At 49.4% G+C, this 17,093-nt stretch carries 17 protein-coding genes; 9 read left to right on the top strand and 8 right to left on the bottom strand.

Going from position 1 to position 17,093, the window contains the following annotated elements; translation table 11 throughout:
* Position 1 precedes the first annotated feature (1 nt).
* The 4 genes from TW77_RS08275 to TW77_RS08260 are packed head-to-tail and all read left to right on the top strand — an operon-like array spanning position 2 to position 2,881.
* Positions 2 to 1,279 carry an SAM-dependent methyltransferase gene (locus TW77_RS08275; RefSeq protein WP_046004487.1) on the top strand — a complete coding sequence of 426 codons (1,278 nt, stop codon included), beginning with the start codon at positions 2 to 4 and terminating at the stop codon, positions 1,277 to 1,279.
* On the top strand, positions 1,257 to 1,769 hold the full coding sequence (locus TW77_RS08270; protein ID WP_046004486.1) for a DUF2878 domain-containing protein: 513 nt from the start codon (positions 1,257 to 1,259) through the stop codon (positions 1,767 to 1,769). The genes TW77_RS08275 and TW77_RS08270 overlap by 23 nt, the downstream gene beginning before the upstream one ends.
* Entirely contained in the window at positions 1,762 to 2,349 is a 588-nt protein-coding gene (locus TW77_RS08265; RefSeq protein WP_052713103.1) for a chalcone isomerase family protein, read from the top strand. Before TW77_RS08270 ends, TW77_RS08265 begins: the two co-directional genes overlap by 8 nt.
* A 4-nt stretch (positions 2,350 to 2,353) precedes the next feature.
* A complete protein-coding gene (locus TW77_RS08260; protein ID WP_046004485.1) occupies positions 2,354 to 2,881 on the top strand; it encodes a DUF3833 domain-containing protein in 528 nt (175 codons plus the stop codon).
* Between the two features lie 53 nt (positions 2,882 to 2,934).
* Here TW77_RS08260 and TW77_RS08255 read toward each other — a convergent pair whose 3' ends face one another.
* Together TW77_RS08255 and TW77_RS08250 are read right to left on the bottom strand one after the other, a co-directional pair.
* The gene (locus tag TW77_RS08255; protein ID WP_082078885.1) at positions 2,935 to 4,095 is read right to left on the bottom strand and encodes a putative manganese transporter; all 1,161 of its coding nucleotides are present in this window, start codon (positions 4,093 to 4,095) and stop codon (positions 2,935 to 2,937) included.
* Between the two features lie 72 nt (positions 4,096 to 4,167).
* The gene (locus TW77_RS08250; RefSeq protein ID WP_046004484.1) at positions 4,168 to 5,799 is read right to left on the bottom strand and encodes a M28 family metallopeptidase; all 1,632 of its coding nucleotides are present in this window, start codon (positions 5,797 to 5,799) and stop codon (positions 4,168 to 4,170) included.
* Positions 5,800 to 5,980: 181 nt separating this feature from the next.
* Between TW77_RS08250 and TW77_RS08245 the strand changes: the two genes are divergently transcribed.
* Genes TW77_RS08245 through TW77_RS08235 form a run of 3 tightly spaced genes read left to right on the top strand, consistent with a single transcriptional unit; the run spans position 5,981 to position 8,785 of the window.
* Positions 5,981 to 6,802 (top strand): DUF3025 domain-containing protein, encoded by an 822-nt coding sequence (locus TW77_RS08245; RefSeq protein ID WP_046004483.1) that lies wholly within the window; start codon positions 5,981 to 5,983, stop codon positions 6,800 to 6,802.
* On the top strand, positions 6,799 to 7,584 hold the full coding sequence (locus TW77_RS08240) for an ATP-binding cassette domain-containing protein (protein ID WP_046004482.1): 786 nt from the start codon (positions 6,799 to 6,801) through the stop codon (positions 7,582 to 7,584). Before TW77_RS08245 ends, TW77_RS08240 begins: the two co-directional genes overlap by 4 nt.
* Positions 7,577 to 8,785 (top strand): ABC transporter permease, encoded by a 1,209-nt coding sequence (locus TW77_RS08235; RefSeq protein ID WP_046004481.1) that lies wholly within the window; start codon positions 7,577 to 7,579, stop codon positions 8,783 to 8,785. The genes TW77_RS08240 and TW77_RS08235 overlap by 8 nt, the downstream gene beginning before the upstream one ends.
* A gap of 42 nt (positions 8,786 to 8,827) precedes the next feature.
* Here TW77_RS08235 and TW77_RS08230 read toward each other — a convergent pair whose 3' ends face one another.
* The 3 genes from TW77_RS08230 to tsaA form a co-directional block, all read right to left on the bottom strand.
* Positions 8,828 to 9,628 (bottom strand): UDP-2,3-diacylglucosamine diphosphatase, encoded by an 801-nt coding sequence (locus TW77_RS08230; RefSeq protein WP_046004480.1) that lies wholly within the window; start codon positions 9,626 to 9,628, stop codon positions 8,828 to 8,830.
* A gap of 126 nt (positions 9,629 to 9,754) precedes the next feature.
* Positions 9,755 to 11,479 (bottom strand): proline--tRNA ligase, encoded by a 1,725-nt coding sequence (locus tag TW77_RS08225; RefSeq protein WP_046004479.1) that lies wholly within the window; start codon positions 11,477 to 11,479, stop codon positions 9,755 to 9,757.
* A gap of 158 nt (positions 11,480 to 11,637) precedes the next feature.
* Positions 11,638 to 12,348, bottom strand: a complete 711-nt coding sequence (tsaA, locus tag TW77_RS08220; protein ID WP_046004478.1) for a tRNA (N6-threonylcarbamoyladenosine(37)-N6)-methyltransferase TrmO — start codon at positions 12,346 to 12,348, stop codon at positions 11,638 to 11,640.
* A gap of 150 nt (positions 12,349 to 12,498) precedes the next feature.
* Between tsaA and TW77_RS08215 the strand changes: the two genes are divergently transcribed.
* On the top strand, positions 12,499 to 12,852 hold the full coding sequence (locus TW77_RS08215; protein WP_046004477.1) for a hypothetical protein: 354 nt from the start codon (positions 12,499 to 12,501) through the stop codon (positions 12,850 to 12,852).
* On the opposite strand, the gene TW77_RS08210 is transcribed toward TW77_RS08215, so the two are convergent.
* Positions 12,849 to 13,637, bottom strand: coding sequence for a response regulator (locus TW77_RS08210; protein WP_046004476.1), 789 nt, complete (start codon positions 13,635 to 13,637; stop codon positions 12,849 to 12,851). The two genes, TW77_RS08215 and TW77_RS08210, sit on opposite strands and share 4 nt — an antisense overlap.
* Positions 13,638 to 13,942: 305 nt before the next feature.
* Here TW77_RS08210 and TW77_RS08205 point away from each other — a divergent pair, with 305 nt between their 5' ends.
* On the top strand, positions 13,943 to 14,740 hold the full coding sequence (locus tag TW77_RS08205; protein WP_046004475.1) for a MipA/OmpV family protein: 798 nt from the start codon (positions 13,943 to 13,945) through the stop codon (positions 14,738 to 14,740).
* 34 nt (positions 14,741 to 14,774) lie between these two features.
* Here TW77_RS08205 and TW77_RS08200 read toward each other — a convergent pair whose 3' ends face one another.
* Both TW77_RS08200 and TW77_RS08195 read right to left on the bottom strand, forming a co-directional pair.
* Positions 14,775 to 15,257, bottom strand: coding sequence for an acyl-CoA thioesterase (locus TW77_RS08200; protein WP_046004474.1), 483 nt, complete (start codon positions 15,255 to 15,257; stop codon positions 14,775 to 14,777).
* A gap of 117 nt (positions 15,258 to 15,374) precedes the next feature.
* Positions 15,375 to 17,024 (bottom strand): electron transfer flavoprotein-ubiquinone oxidoreductase, encoded by a 1,650-nt coding sequence (locus TW77_RS08195; RefSeq protein WP_046004473.1) that lies wholly within the window; start codon positions 17,022 to 17,024, stop codon positions 15,375 to 15,377.
* Positions 17,025 to 17,093 lie beyond the last annotated feature (69 nt).

Below are 17,093 nucleotides of genomic sequence, written 5' to 3'. Positions count from 1 at the left end.
CATGGAACAAAATAGCCAAACCATCTCTAAGCCTGCCACGGTATCCTGGTGGCATCAGTTGATGATAAATAAAGCCAGAGCCGTCATTTTTAAGTTGCTTGAAAAACTGGAACATGACCGCCTTGAGATCATTGAGGGCAGTGAAAAAGTCATACTGGGGGCGATGCAACCCAGACTACAGGCAACCATCTTCGTCAATGACATTAGTTTTTACCTGGATGTGCTTAAAGGAGGCGGTATTGGCGCCGCAGAGGCGTTTATTGAAGGGAAGTGGCATAGCCCTGACCTGACCAAAGTGATCCGCATGTTTGCCCGCGCACAATCTCAGCTGGATGAACTGGAAGGCAAAATGTCCTGGCTTAGCGCCGTGAAAAATCGCCTCTTTCACTTTGGCAATCGCAACAGTGAGTCGGGCTCTAAGCAAAACATACTGGCCCATTATGATTTAAGTAATGATCTGTATCAGGCATTTCTTGACCCAACCATGATGTATTCCAGCGCGGTCTTTGAAACCTTGGAGCAGCCCCTCGAGCAGGCCCAACATAACAAGCTAAAAATCATTTGTGACAAACTTGAGCTGAGCGCCGATGACCATTTACTAGAAATTGGAACGGGCTGGGGTGCACTGGCAATATTTGCGGCGCAAAACTATGGCTGTAAGGTGACGACCACGACGATTTCCGACGCTCAGCATGACTATACAGCGCAAAGAATTGAAGCGGCTGGTTTGCAGGGGCAGATAACCCTGTTAAAGCAAGATTATCGCTTACTTGAGGGTAAGTTCGATAAGCTGGTTTCCATCGAGATGATCGAGGCCGTTGGGCACAGTTATATGCCGGGCTTTTTTGCCAAGTGCAGTAGCCTGTTAAAAGACGATGGTCTGATGCTACTGCAGGCTATTACCATTTCTGACAGTCGCTACGATCATTACCGCAATAACGTGGATTTCATCCAGCGTTATATTTTCCCAGGCGGGTGTCTGCCATCTGTGGCTGTGATGTCACAACACCTGGCCACACAGACGGATATGGTGGTGCGAGGTATAGACGATATCGGACTGCATTATGCGCAAACGCTCAAACGCTGGCGGGTTCAGTTTGAGCAGAACTGGCAGCAGATCCGCACGTTTGGATTTGACGAGCAGTTCAGACGTTTATGGCTCTTTTATCTGCAATATTGTGAAGGCGCATTTTTGGAGCGGGTGATCAGTACGCATCATTTAGTTGCACGTAAACCCAGATATGTTGGGGTCAATGATGAGCAATTTCTGGCTAGTTAACCTCGTTATATTCCAGTCAGTGTGGTGGTTGAGTGCTTTGTTCACTCACCAGGCACTGATTGGCGTCATAGTGTTGCTGGCGCTGCACTTTGCGTTGTCGCCAAGTCGCAAGGCTGACCTCAGTAGCTTGATGGTTTTACCCCTTGGTTTGTTGGTAGACCAAGCTCTGGCGGCAGCGGGCGTCATCCAGTTTGCCGGTGATCAGCCCTGGCTTCCTGTGTGGCTTGCTTTTTTGTGGGGGCATTTTACCTTGACGCTCAACCACAGTCTGAGCTGGTTAGGACGTTGCCATCTGGGCGTTCAGTCTTTACTCGGTGCGGTGTTTGGCGCTCTGAGCTACATTGGCGGCATAAAACTCGGTGCACTTGATAGCGCGCTGACCGTTTTCAATTTGTTTATAGTCTTTGGCGCTGTCTGGGCGGTTGTGTTGCCTCTGGTGGTTCACCTTAACAGCCGTTTTGTCGCGAAAACAGGAGTACAACATGTTTAAACAGTTAAACGGCTTGATTTTGTCAGTTGCATTAATTGTGGCGCCCGCTGTGGTTTCGACGCAGGCTGAGGCATCAACATCAATTGAGCTGTCGGAGCTTGATTTACGCGGTACGGCAGACTTGCGCTATTTGTTCTGGGATGTTTACTCAGCTGCGCTTTACACCGGCGGTGAGGCTTATCGGGAAACTGAATATCCCCAGATACTGAGCTTGACCTACAAGCGCGACATTGAGGCGCAGGAGTTGGTTGACGCAACCGAAGAGCAGTGGCAAAAACAGCAGCTTTCGCTTGATAACAGTGAACAATGGCTGCGGCAGCTTGCTCAGCTTTGGCCTGATATACGCAAAGGTAACCAGTTGATCCTGGTGGTCGATGAGGACCTGCAAAGTCGCTTTTATTTCCGCCCTGAACCGCCAGCTGAGCTGAGTGGGTCGCTGTCCGAATCTGATCTTAAAGCGTCGGCGCGTTTTTTAGGAGCGATTAAGGACAGTGCATTTGGGCCGGCCTTTTTAGGGATCTGGCTGTCCGAAAAAACCACAGAGCCTAAGCTAAGAAAGCAGCTCATAGGAAGAAGGTAACACAATGAAACTAGTTATAACTTTGCTGCTGGCGTTGGCTCTGAGTGGCTGCACCAGCAAAACGATTGCGGATTACAGCGACACCAAACCAGAGTTGGCACTGGAGCAATTTTTTGAAGGTGAGCTCACGGCCTACGGGATAGTGCTGGATCGCAGTGGCAATCTTACCCGGCGCTTTGAGGCCGACTTGATAGGCACCTGGCGCGGCAATAAAGGTGAGCTGAAAGAGTGGTTTCGCTTCGACGACGGGGAGAAGTCAACCAGAGTCTGGCAGCTCGAGAAAACCGCGGATAACCGCTATAAAGGTACCGCCGGTGATGTGATTGGGGTTGCGCAAGGCGAAACAGCAGGATCGGCTTTGTATTGGCGATATCAGCTGGAGATCCAATATCAGGGTAAGCCGCTGGAGGTGACGCTAGACGACTGGATGTATTTGGTTAACGAAAAACGCTTGTTTAACCGCACAGAAATCATCAAATGGGGTTTTAAAGTCGGGGAAGTTATCCTCATCATTGAAAAGCATGATACTTAAAACCAAACAGAACTTGACGTTGAAAAGGCCTGCACAAGCAGGCCTTTATGTTTTTAGCTGAAGTAATATAAGCCGTAACCCACAAGCAAGGCGGGTATCGCCGAGTAAACGGTGGCCAGAGCGGCGGCCCCGGGGGCCAGCGCCAGTGCCGGGAATAGGGCATCACCGTCGTTGGCGATGGCGTTCGCAGCTAATGCACTGAAAGGTAAGACACCCTGAATATACAAGCTGGTGACGACAATCTGTGGCCCACAGCCGGGCAGCATACCAATTGCAATGGCAATCAGCGGCGCAAATACTGCGTACTCTGAGAACCAGGCCGCCAGGTCCAGGCCAAACAAGGCAACGGACAGTTCATACAGCATAAAGCTGGCCACCACCCATGCGGTCACAAAGTGGGTGTCGTGGATGACCTTGGCCAGTTTGGAAGGGGGATCCTGTTCATCGTCCTCAGCGGTGACTTCGCGGTAGCTTTGGCCTTTTGAAGACAATGCCCAGATAGTCAGGGCGAACAGGGCCAGCGCTGCGCCTGTCAGCTCAACAGGCTTGGTTAATATGCCCAGGTCCGTATTAAAAGCGATAAGCAGCGCGATAACCACACAAGGTAGTAAAACCCAGCGCCATACAGGCTCGCTGAAGCGGATAGCGCTGGGTGGCGTTTTGCACTCTATGGCGGTTCTGCTGTGCCTGCTGGGTTGGCAAAATTCAGGTTTGTGCAGCATATTAACCACCAAACCACTGACGATTCCCACAGCCACACCCAGGGCGATGATAGTCAGGCCTTCGAGCGGCTTCTTAGCCAGAAGCAGGAACGCGGCATCGCCCATGGTTGCCGTCAATACAGCAACCACAGAGGCAAAACTTGCCTGTCCTTTGGTGAACTGAGTGACCACGATGATTGCACCGCCGCAGCCGGGTAGCGCCCCGAGTATCGCCGCCATTGAGATCTCCAATAGCGGCGACCTGGCTTTGAGATAACTGAGCTCTAACTGAGGCAGCCTGTCGATAAGAAAGTAATAGATTGCCAGGGTACCGGCGACAAACACACTCACCTGAAAAAACGCGTCGGCGAGCGTGGCAATGGTTAAAGTGCGCAGAGGGTCAAATAGCAATGCCAGACAAATTAACATCGGCAGCAGCAAACGCTTGTTTGCCAGTAACGAAGAGAGAGCTGAGCTGCGTTTGGTGGTTGTAGAGTAGGATTGTGAGAGCATAAAAAGTGCAACCGGTTGAAAACACAGTTGCACTTTAGAATGATATTAAATGAAAATCAATATCATTTGCGTTTATTTATTGCGTTGGAACTCAGAAGTTGCTTTCCAGGTCGGCCATTCACTCTGCTGAGAAATGTCGTACCCTACCTGGAAGAACAATTGCAGATCCTGTACCGCGCCGCTTAAGTCCCATTCTTCACGGTAGCGATCACAAGGCTGGTGATAACAACCGCGTAAAACCAGGCTCATACGCTTACGGTATTGCTCAGTGGCTTCATCACGCGCTTCAGTACCGCCACCGGCATACATGGCCGGGACGCCCATATTAGCAAAGGCGAAATGATCTGAACGATAGTAGCCACCTGCAGCCGGACGTGGATCGCCCGAGACAACACGGTCCTGTGCTTTTGCGGCGGTTTCCAGCATTTCGTCCAGCGATGACTTGCCAATACCCACAACACTGATATCTTTTACCTTGCCCAGCAAGTTCAGGCTGTCCATATTAATGTTGGCAACCGTTTTATCCGCAGGGATAACCGGGTTTGCAGCATAAAATTTTGAGCCCAGCAGGCCTTGTTCTTCCGCGGTCACGGCCAGGAAAGTGATTGAACGATCCGGTTTAACAGGCAGCTTGCTGAAAGCTTCGGCGACTTCAATCATGCCACCTGTACCGGTTGCATTATCGTGTGCACCGTTGTAAATCTTATCGCCTTTACGGTTAGGATCTGTGCCCAAGTGATCCCAGTGTGCAGAGTAAATGATGTGCTCGTCACTGTGCTTGGCACCAGGCAGGGTCGCGATGAAGTTATAAGACGTTGAGGTGCTGATCTTACTTTTCACGGTGACAGACGCGCTTAAGTCGCCCATGTCTACGTGATAGGCACCGGCCGCCGCTTTTTCTTTTGCTTCGGCAAAGTCCAGACCCGCTTTTGCAAATAGCTCTTTGGCAACATCACTGGTTACCCAACCTTCGACAGCGACACGGTCCATGTTGTTGTTTTCTTTCTGGAAGCCAAACTGAGGGCCACTCCAGGAGTTTTCAACAACGCTCCAGGGGTAAGAGGCTGGCGCGGTTTCGTGAACGATAATGGCACCTGCTGCACCCTGGCGGCTCGCTTCTTCATATTTGTATGTCCAGCGGCCGTAGTAGGTCATGGCTTCACCGGTAAACAAAGCCGGATCTTTACGTGCAAAGCCTGGGTCATTAACCAGCATCACCACCGTTTTACCGCGTACATCCAGGCCTTCGTAATCGTTCCAGCCATATTCTGGGGCATTGACACCATAGCCGACAAACACCAGCTCTGAATCTTTAATCGACTCCAGTTTGCTGATACGGCCGGTACCCATCACCATATCTTTCTTATACTCGTAATCTTTGCCGCCAATGCTCAGGGTCATGTTAGAGTCGGCTTCGATGGATACCAGAGGCACTTCCTGAAAGAAGCTGTCGCCATTGCCTGGCTGGAAACCCAGCTCAGTGAAATGTTTCTTAAGATATGCCAGTGTCAGCTCTTCGCCTTTGGTAGACGGGGCGCGGCCACCAAATTCATCAGAGGCAAGAGTTTTAATGTGCGTAGTCAGTTGCTCGGCATTAATGCTGTTATAAGCGGCGGTTACGTCGCCAGGCTGATTGGTTTGTGTCGCCATACAGCCAGCTAACACAGCAACAGAAAGTGCGCTTAGCGCGAGTTTTAGTTTCATAGTGTTATTATCTTCGCTTGTTGTTATACGCCGCTAGTATAACGTTATTTGCACGGGGATTTCGACTTTTGGCGATAATTGACGGGTTTGGCTATTTACTACACAAAGTTGGCTGGGATACGAGCCCATGCTGGGTTAAAATGGCGGCTTTGACTGTGCCAGATAAAGACTAACCGGCAATATGAATAAATTTACCGCGCCAGAGCACTGGCATGCAGACCTGTTTACTCAGGCACCCTTTGAGCATCTTGAAGAACTTTTTACTCTCAGCCAGCACGCAGACTGGCCCGCTTTTGAATGGCTGAATGCGCAGCAAAATCAGCAGCATAACCGCCAGGTGGTGTTTACCCCCAACAGTGAACTGGAAGGCGAAACCTTGTACTACGAAGAGATTATCGCGCAGACTAATCGCATTCCAACCCGGGAAAATAACTGGCATGACTTCTTTGGGGCTTTGATCTGGTGCCTGTTTCCTCAAACCAAATCTTTGTTAAATCAGCTGCATATGCAGGAAATTGCCGAGCATGGCCTGAAGCAACGTAGTAAAAAGCGTAATGCGCTGACGCTGTTTGATGAGTGTGGCGTGGTGCTGGCGGTGCCTGATATGAGCTGGCAAACCGCGTTAAGAGCACACCAGTGGCAGGAAGTTTTTTATGAATACAGCGCAATGTGGCACCATAACCTGCTGCCATTTGTTTTTGGCCATGCCAACTATGAAATGCTTACTAAGCCGTTTATCGGGCTAACGGGCAAAGTTGTGTGTATTGAGGTCGATGAAGCATTCTATCATCTGCCGCTGGCGCTTCAGTATCGCCATTTAGATAAGCAACTGGCAAACATGATTGAGCAGCAGGGGTTGCTCGATAACAATAAGCAGATGTCGCCTTTGCCTTTGCTGGGTATACCTCAGTGGTATCAGGGGCAACAGGACCTGGCTTTTTACAATGACACCGACTATTTTCGGCCCAAGCGGCAGAAAGCGACAAACAAGGACACACAGTGATACAGGTTGAAGGTTTACAAAAACGCTTCAAGCTCAGCAAGGAGCACAGCAAAAACAAAACCAGCCAGGACGCCAGAGAGCGGGATGGCTATTTTCATTCCGTAGAGTCTGTGTCGTTTCAGTGCCAGCAAGCTGAAGTGCTTGGGCTACTTGGCCCAAATGGCGCGGGCAAGACCACCACATTAAGAATGCTGTCCACGGCGCTTACGCCAGATAGCGGCGCAATTCTGGTCGATGGGCAGGATGTTGTTAAAAACCCCCTCTATGGCCGCCGTTGTATCGGCTTTTTGTCGGGTACGACAGGCCTGTACGGGCGACTAACCGCCAAAGAAAATGTCGAATATTTTGCCAGGTTGCATGGCCTCAAAGGCAAAGCACTCAAGACCCGCTGCGAGCTGTTATTTGAAACTTTGGATATGACCGCATTTCTCGATAAGCGCTCAGACAGCTTGTCTACCGGTATGAAGCAAAAAACCAATATTGCCAGAGCTGTGGTGCACCAGCCTCAGGTGGTTATTCTGGACGAGCCGACTACAGGTCTGGATATTATGACCAAACAGACCGTGCTGACCTTCATCAGGCAGCTTAAAGAGCAGGGGACCCCCGTGATCTTCTCTACCCATCATCTGGACGAAGTCGATATGTTGTGCGACAAGGTGTGTGTAATTGACAAAGGGATAAGCTGCTTTGAAGGCGACCTGGACGCTTTTCGTACGCTGGGGCGCAATAATGAGCTCAACCAGGCATTTATGACTATCATTCGGGAGGCACAAGATGTTTGAAGTCATGTTAAAGGAACTTAGGGAGTTGCTCAGAGACCGTAAAACTTTGTTCTTTGTCATTGCCCTGCCAATTGTTATTTTTCCGGTGTTATTCGCCTTTGTCGCATTTCTCACGTCTAAAGCGGCGCTGGAAGCCGAGCAACAGGTTCATACCTTTTACGTGGTAAACGAAGACTATGCGCGCCCCTTTGCTGATACCTTATTCTATCATCGCAGTTTTAAGCGCTATGACGGCGACGCTAAACTTGATAGTGTCGAAGCGCTTCGCGATGCAGTAAGGCAAGGCATTATTGATGTGGGGGTGTATATTCCGGCAGCGCCTGATAAGCAGCTGAGTCTGGGTAACCAGACGCGGTTTCAGGTGGTCTTTAATGATGCCCAATCTATCAACTATATTTACAGCCGGATCAAGAAAGTAATAGATGAGTACGCGGCCACACTCAGGGAGCAGGCATTGGGCGAGCTGGGTGTGGCTGTGGAAAAACAGGCTGCCATACTTAAACCTGTGGAGATGGAAAAGGTCGATACAGCCGATCAGCGAGAGAACATTGGCGAAAAAATTGGTGCGTTTATTCCGTATATGTTGATCCCGCTGGTGCTGATGGGGGCCAGCTATCCGGCCATTGATCTGGGGGCCGGTGAAAAAGAGCGTGGCACACTCGAAACCTTGTTGCTAACGCCCCTGACCCGCACTCAGCTGGTACTGGGGAAATTTTTCACCATTTTAATCAGTTCCATTGCCTGTGCACTGGTGACCGTATCCAGTATGTCTGTGTGGATCTGGATTGCCAGTGGGTTTGGTGCACTGGATCCTATCCTGAGTGCATTTGCAACGGTGACTCAGTGGGATTTTCTGCTGATTTTTGCTTTGTTGTTGCCGGTCGCTATGATGTTGTCATCCCTGGTACTGGCCATTTCAATTTATGCCCGCAGCTTCAAAGAAGCACAAAACTACATGGGACCACTGAGCATGTTTGTATTTGTGCCGATTGTGGTGTCGGTTTTGCCTAACATGACATTGACTGCCAACACCGCCTGGATCCCCATTACCAATGTGGCACTGGCCATCAAGGAAATTGTCAAAGGGACCGTCGACTATCAGGCCGTCGGCTTGATTTTTCTGGCTTCAACACTTCTTGCCAGCGCCTTGTTGGCGTGTTGTGTCCGCTGGTTTAGCCGCGAAGCGGTGTTATTCAGATAACGCCAACAGCATGGTTAATCTCACACTAACCATGCTGGCAATTCAGGCAGCTTTCACGTCTTCAGAAGAAACAGCCTCTGGCTCAACCACCGTCAGGACTTTTTTGATATCTGACCAGTGCAGCAGTTCAATGCGGCCCTGTTCGTTTTCTACCAGGGCAGTGCAGTTTTCTATCCAGTCGCCATCATTACAGTACACAATACCGTCCATCACTGAGATCCTGGGCTGATGTATGTGGCCACAGATAATGCCATCAACACCGCGTTTTTTCGCCTCGTGAACCGCGGCTTGCTCAAAGGCATGAATGGCCTCGCGGGCTTTGTGTACGCGGTTTTTGAGCCAGGATGCCAAAGACCAGTAGTGGCCGCCGTATAACCTGCGTACCCGATTGGTCCAGCGGTTGAGGAAGAGTAAAAAATCATACGCCGCATCACCTATGATGCTGATAAGTTTGTTGTAGCGGGTGGCGGAGTCAAAATCGTCACCGTGCAACAGCAAAAACCGCTTACCTGCCGAGGTGGTGTGGATATAGGTTTTATGGACTTCAACATGAAACAGGGTTTTGCCGACATAGTTACGAAACGTTTCGTCATGGTTGCCGGGAATATATATTACCCGAGTACCGTTTTCGGCTTTGCGCTGAATGCACTCCAGCACCTGGTAGTGACTTGGGTGCCAGAAAAACTGACGTTTTAAAGACCAGAGATCAACAATGTCACCGACCAGGTATAAAGTATCGCAGCGGGTGCTATTGAGAAAATCTAACAGAAATTCGGCTTTACAGTCTTTATAGCCGAGGTGGACATCAGAGATCCAAATCGTCGGATAGTAGGTGTGTGTCATAGCCATGCTCTCGAGCGTAATAAACCCTAAGTTAGAGACGACGGATGACAATAGCAGGGCAGTTAAGAGAAGCTATTATGACACTGCAAAAGAGTAAGGAGCGCACGGGGGCGCTCCTGTGGGGCGTTACTTGCCCAGCGCTTTGGCGATTTCTGCAACCGCTGAATCAATGTCCAGCATTAGCTTTTCACCGGTATGGCGGTTTTTCAGCTCAACCTGATTGTTATCCAGGTTACGCTCGCCAATGACTAAGGTAAAGGGTACACCAAGCAGCTCCATGTCGTTAAACATGACACCCGGGCGCTCTTTGCGATCGTCAAACAGCACTTCTACCCCTGCCGCTTGCAGATCCGTGTAGAACTTCTGTGCAATGTCCGGGATACGGTGAGACTTGTGCATGTTCATTGGTACAATAGCCAGCTCAAATGGGGCAATGGCTTGTGGCCACTTAATGCCGTAGTCATCATTGTTCTGCTCAATTGCAGCGGCAACAATACGAGATACGCCAATGCCGTAACAACCCATGGTCATGACCTGGTTTTTACCGCTTTCGCCAAGTACGCCGGCATTCATCGATTCTGAGTACTTAGTGCCCAGCTGGAAGATGTGACCGACTTCAATACCACGTTTGATCTGAAGCGTGCCCTGGCCACACGGGCTTGGATCGCCTTCAACCACGTTACGCAGATCTGCAACTGTGTACTCTGTTACATCGCGGTCCCAGTTAATGCCACTGTAGTGAACACCATTTTTATTGGCACCCGCAACGAAGTCTGCCATGACCGCAGCGCTGCGATCAACAATGATTGGCATGTTCAGGCCAACCGGACCCAAAGAGCCAGGCTTTGCACCAATCGCCGCGACTATGTCTTCTTCTTTGGCCATTTCCAGCGGAGCATCAACCAAAGGTAGTTTCTCGGCTTTTAGCTCGTTTAGTTCATGGTCGCCACGTAAGATAATGGCAACCAGACCACGCTGCTCGTTTTCGTCAGGTGCACCATAGACTATCAGCGTTTTAACGCCACGATGTGGTTTAACACCGTGTTTTTCTTTTAGCTCAGCAATGGTGTTGGCCTCTGGTGTGTCAAAGGTGTTAAGTGCCTTAGCTGGCTCCGGGCGAGGCTCAGAAGGCGCAACGGCTTCTGCTTTTTCGATGTTAGCTGCGTAGTCACTTTCAGTGCTGAACGCGATGGCATCTTCACCCGATTCGGCCAAAACGTGGAACTCGTGCGACACGCTACCACCAATTGAGCCGGTATCTGCGATAACCGGGCGGTAATCCAGTCCCAGGCGCTCAAAGATATTACAGTAAGCCTGATGCATAGCCTGGTAGGTTTTTTCCAGACAGGCTTCATCCAGGTGGAAAGAATAAGCATCTTTCATGGTGAATTCACGGGCACGCATTACACCAAAACGCGGACGCACTTCATCACGCACTTTAGTCTGAACCTGATACAAAGTCAGAGGCAATTGCTTGTAACTGCTGACTTCACGGCGTACCAGATCGGTGATCACTTCTTCGTGAGTCGGACCCAGTGCAAACGGACGATTGTGTCTGTCATTAATGCGCAGCAGCTCAGGACCAAATTGCTCCCAACGACCCGATTCCTGCCACAGATCGGCGGGCTGGATAATAGGCATCAGCATTTCAATGGCGCCGGCTTTGTCCATTTCTTCGCGGACAATTTTTTCTACTTTACGCAGCACTTTCAGGCCCGAAGGTAGCCAGGTGTATAAACCTGAGGCCAATTTGCGGATCATACCCGCGCGTAACATCAGCTGATGGCTGATCACTTCTGCATCTGCAGGCGTCTCTTTTTGAGTCGCTAAAATATATTGACTGGTACGCATACTTGTTCCGTTCAATTGATGATTGTTCAGGCCGTTTGCCCGGGCAACCATACGTTGTTGTAGTATTTTTGTCGGGTTAGTTTAACAGTGCTAAAACCGCTTAAAAAGCTTTATTTACCGCGAACAAGCGACTGTTTTAATGGCTGGAGTATTTTTACTCAATCCGCCCGGATATGAGCGACTTCCAGCACATAATTGTGTTCGCCATCGACTTGCCAGCGAATGTTAAAATCGTACAAGTTCATACCATAACTTTGTGTACTGGCCTGTTTTTTCTTATAAGCCGGGCGCGGGTCTTGTTTAAGCACATTGGTGATAAAGGCTTTTAGCTCCGGATAGGTGTGCTGGGCATTAATAAAAGCCTCAGCCTGCTCACTAAATGCCACTGTCATCGCCGTCTGGGGGCGGGTATCGGCAAAACCGGCAGCAGCATCGCTGAGCGCATCGGAATAGGGCAAATAGGGCTTGATATCCACAATCGGGGTGCCATCGAGCAGGTCAATCCCGGATAACAATAGGGCCAGTTGACCGTTTTTGTATTCGACTCCTTCGAGCTTTACCGCGCTCATGCCGATACCATTGGGTCTAAAGGTTGCACGGGTTGCAAACACGCCCTTGCGCTCGTTACCGCCTAAACGGGGTGGGCGCACTAATGCGGAATAGCCTTTGTCGGCGGTCTCATGGAAGCGAAATAACAGCCAAAGGTGGCTGAATTCCTCGATGCCACGCACAAACTCTTCGCGATTAAACGCATCACAAAATACCAGTTTGGCTCTGGCCTCTGGCACCAGTCGGGGTTGTCTTGGTATGGCAAATTTTTGTTTGTAGGGTGAGTGGATCACCCCTATAGGCTGTATGTCGAAATGCACGCGTTGTTCCGGCAAGTAATTTTGCGCGTATTGTAACGGCGTAATGCCTGCGGAACAAATGCAACTGCAACGTGCTGTAATCACGTGTAATTCCCCAGACTCAGGTTTGTAGCTAGGATCGGGTTATTACATGATGTATTGGTTTGTAAAATGTTTAGTATCGAAAGTTCACCCAAGGCTGCGCAGCAAGGCGAGATGGTTTCCAATATGATGGAGCCGACCTATAGTCGTCTGGTCAGTCATATTTGTCGCAAGGTCTTTTCCGAGCAATCGCCGGTCATGCCACTAGTGGTTGAGCAATTACGTAAACGGCGCGTGTTCTTACAGCCGTTGTTTGCCGGTGTTGGGGATGGCACTATTCGCGCCACACAGCTTAATACGGCCTTACAGTGTGAAATTGAGCTGGTCGTCAGCAAGGTCATGTCGCAGTGCGATATACCGCGTCATGAACTGGTTAGGCACACAAATAAAACCCTGTTTGAGCTTGCCAGACAGGCAATCTAGTGATTATCGACGATATCCGGCACAGCGTTGTTGAGCTTTTGCATCAGTTTATCCAGATTCTTAACTACCGGCGCCGCGCATTTATCCAGCTCAAATCTAACCCCTAATAAGCAGTCCTGCTCCGGGCCATCATTGGCTTCAATACGCACTATGGTGCCATACAAAGGCGAAATACTGAGTGCGTGAGGCCCGTCAAAATTGTTAAAGCTGAGATTAAACTCTGTGATTTTATAGAGTTTCAGGGCATCGACATAATCGGTATAAACCTGCATACCGGTGTGACTGATATTGTGTACTTTGCCCTCAAGCAATGCATCGGATGCAATGATCCGCATTGCGTGTGAGGGGAGAGCTGAGTGACGCACAGAGTCACGCTTACTTGCCCCATTCCAGGATTTATTAACTGCGGCTTCCAGTTTGTCTGCCCGAAACGGTTTGACTACAAAATGACTGACGCCGTTTTGAATGGCTGTAATCACAAAGTCCCGCTCGCCATTTGAGGTCATCATAATGAAAGGGATGTCTTTGAATCTGGCGCTGTTGCGCACCCGATAGAGCAGCTCCTCGCCATTGAGCTGGGGCATCTGCCAGTCAGAAATAATAATGTCGACCGGTTGTGATTCGAGGATCTGCAGCGCCTGCTTGCCATTGGTGGCCATCAGCACCTGCTCTGACCCCAGACGCGTTTTAATGATGTTGCGCACAACATTGCGCACAGTGGTACAGTCATCGACCACCAAAAACCGGACATTTCTCACTACTACTTGCTCTACATTTGACCACATTTTAAGCCGGCGGCAATCATAGCACAGCTCATACCAGTAGGTAAGAGTTCTATTGGATAATTTTAAACCGTTCCAATTTGGGTGACTTAACCACAGAGTACCGCTGTATATGTGAGTAATTGTTGTGAAAAGGTGCGCAAAGTTACACTTGCTCACAAGGCTCCCACTGAGTTTTGCATTTATTCGGCGCATTATTGAGCTACAGATTTAGGGACAGTCTGAGTGTTGCTCAACATGGCCACTCACGGCCTTCCCGTATTTTCAATCTCAGCGCAACAACACTTTTAGAGACAAAGGAGCTCATTATGATCGGGATTACTAAACACACGTTAGCGGCCACTGTAGGTGGCTTATTTTTGGGTCTGGCAAGCGTGAATAGCTACGCCTCTGAACCCGGGCAAGATGACTGGGAGGTCAAAGTAGGGGCTGGCGTATTGGTGGCTGATCTGCCCTGGCAAGGCGTTGACAACGAATTTGCGTTGATACCTATGGCCGACATTAAAAAAGGCAACTGGTTTTCTAATGAAGACGCGACAATTGGTTATCAGTTTCTGAATATCAAGGATGTTTTTAGTGCCTACGCGGGTCTTGGCTATCGCAATGAGGGCTACGACAGCCTGTTTGGCGATAACAGCTCCAGCAGTAAAGTGTTTGAAGGCTACGATGCCCCGGATGGAGAGCTGGTTTTAAACTATGGGGCCAAATTTTTGTGGTTTGGGCTGTCGGGACATACCGACTTGTCTGATGAATCAGACGCAACCAATTTTACGTTCAGCGCAGAAGTCCCTTTATATGAAAGTGCTAATGGATTTGGTATATCTGCACAGGCGCAGGTACGCTGGCTGGATGCAGATTACGTAAATACCGTCTATGGGATCAGCGGTAAAAATATCAATGCTTCAGTTGGTCGGACGGCTTATCAGACCGATGACAATGCATTAAACGTAACCTTTGGTCTAAATGCTTATTATCAGCTGACACCAGAAATCACTTTAATCGGTAGTGTCAGCAGAACGGAGCTGGATGATGAGATCAGCAAAAGCCCACTGGTCGGTGATGACACCATGGATGTTGCCTTTATTGGTGCGCTTTACCAATTTTAATTGTCATACTGTTTTTGCTCATGATCACGCTGGTTCAGTCGCCCTGATCCAGCGTGTTTTGTAATAACGACTCAGTCTGAATCGCGATTTCTTTCATCTTAATGGCATATTGCTCCAGCGCTTTTTGCTCCTGGGTTTTCGCTTCATATTTGGCAACCGGAATAGGGTAGCCGGCCTGGTCCATGGCAATAAAGCTGATGATGCAATGATTGGTTTCGACCATGTGTTGCTTTTGTGGGTCGCCACAACGTACCTGAATAAAAATCTGCATACTGGTTTTGCCGGTATGGGCAATGCGTGCAGAGACTTCAACAATCTGGCCAACCAAAATAGGGCGGTGAAAACGCACGCCCGCGACGGAAACCGTAACACAATAGGCGCCACTCCAGCCCGCAGCACAGGCATAGCCCGCCTGATCTATCCATTTCATTACTACGCCACCGTGCACTTTACCACCAAAGTTCACATCGGTTGGCTCGGCTAAAAAGCGAAACACCACTTCAGATTGCTGCGCCATAGGGCACCTCTTATTCCAAAAAACGTTTGCTTAAGTATAGAAAAAAAGGGGCATTTTGCCCCGGCAATTTAGGATAAAAAGCGTTTGTGGCAGGTCTGGGACACCTGCCAGCATAAATTACATGTTGGGATAGTTAGGACCACCTGCGCCTTCTGGCGTCACCCAGGTGATATTCTGACTCGGATCTTTGATGTCACAGGTCTTACAGTGAACACAGTTTTGTCCATTGATCACAAACTGTTTATCACCGTTTTCATCTTCGTTGACCTCATACACACCTGCCGGGCAGTAACGCTGTGCAGGCTCTGCATACTGTTCAAGATTTACCTGAATAGGAATAGAGGCGTCTTTCAGCTGCAAATGACAAGGCTGCTCTTCTTCATGGTTGGTATTGGATAAAAACACCGACGACAGCTTATCAAAGCTCAGTTTTCCGTCTGGCTTGGGATAACTAATTTCCTGCGAATCCTTTGCCAGTCGAAGCGAGGCGTGGTCCAGCGTGGTATCTTTGAGTGTAAAAGGCAATGAACCTGAAAACAGGTTTTGGTCAACCATGTTGTAAGCACCGCCTAAGATGCGGCCAAACTTATGCATGGCCGGGCCAAAGTTACGTGACTGATAAAGCTCGTCATATAGCCAGCTGCTTTTGAAGTTATCGGCAAATTCGCTTAAGTCTGCGCGATGTGCTTCCTCACTCAGGGCCGCCACAATGGTATCTGCGGCAATGATGCCCGATTTCATCGCGGTGTGGTTACCTTTGATTTTGGCAAAATTCAGGGTACCTGCGTCGCAGCCCACCAGCAGTCCGCCAGGGAAGTGCATTTTAGGTAAGGCATGAAGGCCACCCTTGGCAATCGCACGAGCACCGTAAGCAATGCGCTCACCACCTTCCAGCGTGTCTTTAAAGACTTGCTGATGTTTCATACGCTGAAACTCGTCAAACGGGCTCAGGTAGGGGTTTTTGTAGTTAAGATCTATGATTAATCCGACTACGACCTGATTATTCTCAGCATGGTACATAAACGAACCACCGTGGGTTTCGTTATCGAGCGGCCAGCCCGTACCATGGACAACTTTACCTTCCTGATGTTTTGCCGGGTCAATTTGCCAGATCTCTTTAAAGCCAATACCGTAGTGCTGAGGGGTTGCATCTTTATCCAGTGCAAACTGGCTGATCAGCTGTTTACCCAGATGGCCACGACAACCCTCTGCAAATACGGTGTACTTGGCTCTCAGTTCCATACCAGGCATGTAACTGTCTTTTGGCTCGCCATCTTTGCCAACACCCATATCACCGGTGATGATGCCTTTCACTTCATCATCTTCGACTATCAGCGAGTGCGCGCTGAATCCGGGGAATACTTCCACACCCAGTTGTTCAGCTTGCTCAGCCAGCCAGCGGCAGACATTGCCCATAGAGACAATGTAGTTGCCGTCGTTTTTAAAGGTTTTCGGCACGGCAAAGTGGGGAATACTGGTTGCCTTGTCCTGATCTTTAAACAGGTAGATTTCGTCCTCGGTCACTTTTGTGGTGACAGGCGCATTTTTTTCAGCCCAATCCGGGATCAATTCATCCAGCGCTTTAGTTTCAAAGACAGCACCAGACAATATATGTGCTCCGACCTCTGAGCCTTTTTCAACGACACAGATCATCAGTTCTTGTTGTTTTTCCTGTGCCTGTTGTGCAAGTCGGATCGCGCACGATAAGCCCGCAGGGCCCGCGCCAACGATCACAACATCAAATTCCATGGTTTCGCGTTCGACCATTTTTACCTCACATAGATTGACGGTAGTTTAACTAAAACGAGGCTTTAGTTTTGTTAAGGTTAAGCTAAG

The organism is Pseudoalteromonas rubra (assembly GCF_000967655.1).
GTDB classification, from domain to species: domain Bacteria; phylum Pseudomonadota; class Gammaproteobacteria; order Enterobacterales; family Alteromonadaceae; genus Pseudoalteromonas; species Pseudoalteromonas rubra_A.
Note: the sequence above shows the minus strand (reverse complement) of the source record. Positions and strands in the feature narration are given on the sequence as shown.

Bases quoted from the DNA above. Each gene is read 5' to 3' on its own strand.
- TW77_RS08265 (WP_052713103.1), top strand. From the start codon at position 1,762: ATGTTTAAACAGTTAAACGGCTTGATTTTGTCAGTTGCATTAATTGTG.
- TW77_RS08210 (WP_046004476.1), bottom strand. From the start codon at position 13,637: ATGTGGTCAAATGTAGAGCAAGTAGTAGTGAGAAATGTCCGGTTTTTG.
- TW77_RS08245 (WP_046004483.1), top strand. From the start codon at position 5,981: ATGAATAAATTTACCGCGCCAGAGCACTGGCATGCAGACCTGTTTACT.
- TW77_RS08250 (WP_046004484.1), bottom strand. From the start codon at position 5,799: ATGAAACTAAAACTCGCGCTAAGCGCACTTTCTGTTGCTGTGTTAGCT.
- TW77_RS08205 (WP_046004475.1), top strand. From the start codon at position 13,943: ATGATCGGGATTACTAAACACACGTTAGCGGCCACTGTAGGTGGCTTA.
- TW77_RS08275 (WP_046004487.1), top strand. From the start codon at position 2: ATGGAACAAAATAGCCAAACCATCTCTAAGCCTGCCACGGTATCCTGG.
- TW77_RS08195 (WP_046004473.1), bottom strand. From the start codon at position 17,024: ATGGTCGAACGCGAAACCATGGAATTTGATGTTGTGATCGTTGGCGCG.
- TW77_RS08200 (WP_046004474.1), bottom strand. From the start codon at position 15,257: ATGGCGCAGCAATCTGAAGTGGTGTTTCGCTTTTTAGCCGAGCCAACC.
- TW77_RS08255 (WP_082078885.1), bottom strand. From the start codon at position 4,095: ATGCTCTCACAATCCTACTCTACAACCACCAAACGCAGCTCAGCTCTC.
- TW77_RS08225 (WP_046004479.1), bottom strand. From the start codon at position 11,479: ATGCGTACCAGTCAATATATTTTAGCGACTCAAAAAGAGACGCCTGCA.
- TW77_RS08215 (WP_046004477.1), top strand. From the start codon at position 12,499: ATGTTTAGTATCGAAAGTTCACCCAAGGCTGCGCAGCAAGGCGAGATG.
- TW77_RS08260 (WP_046004485.1), top strand. From the start codon at position 2,354: ATGAAACTAGTTATAACTTTGCTGCTGGCGTTGGCTCTGAGTGGCTGC.
- TW77_RS08270 (WP_046004486.1), top strand. From the start codon at position 1,257: ATGAGCAATTTCTGGCTAGTTAACCTCGTTATATTCCAGTCAGTGTGG.
- TW77_RS08230 (WP_046004480.1), bottom strand. From the start codon at position 9,628: ATGACACACACCTACTATCCGACGATTTGGATCTCTGATGTCCACCTC.
- TW77_RS08235 (WP_046004481.1), top strand. From the start codon at position 7,577: ATGTTTGAAGTCATGTTAAAGGAACTTAGGGAGTTGCTCAGAGACCGT.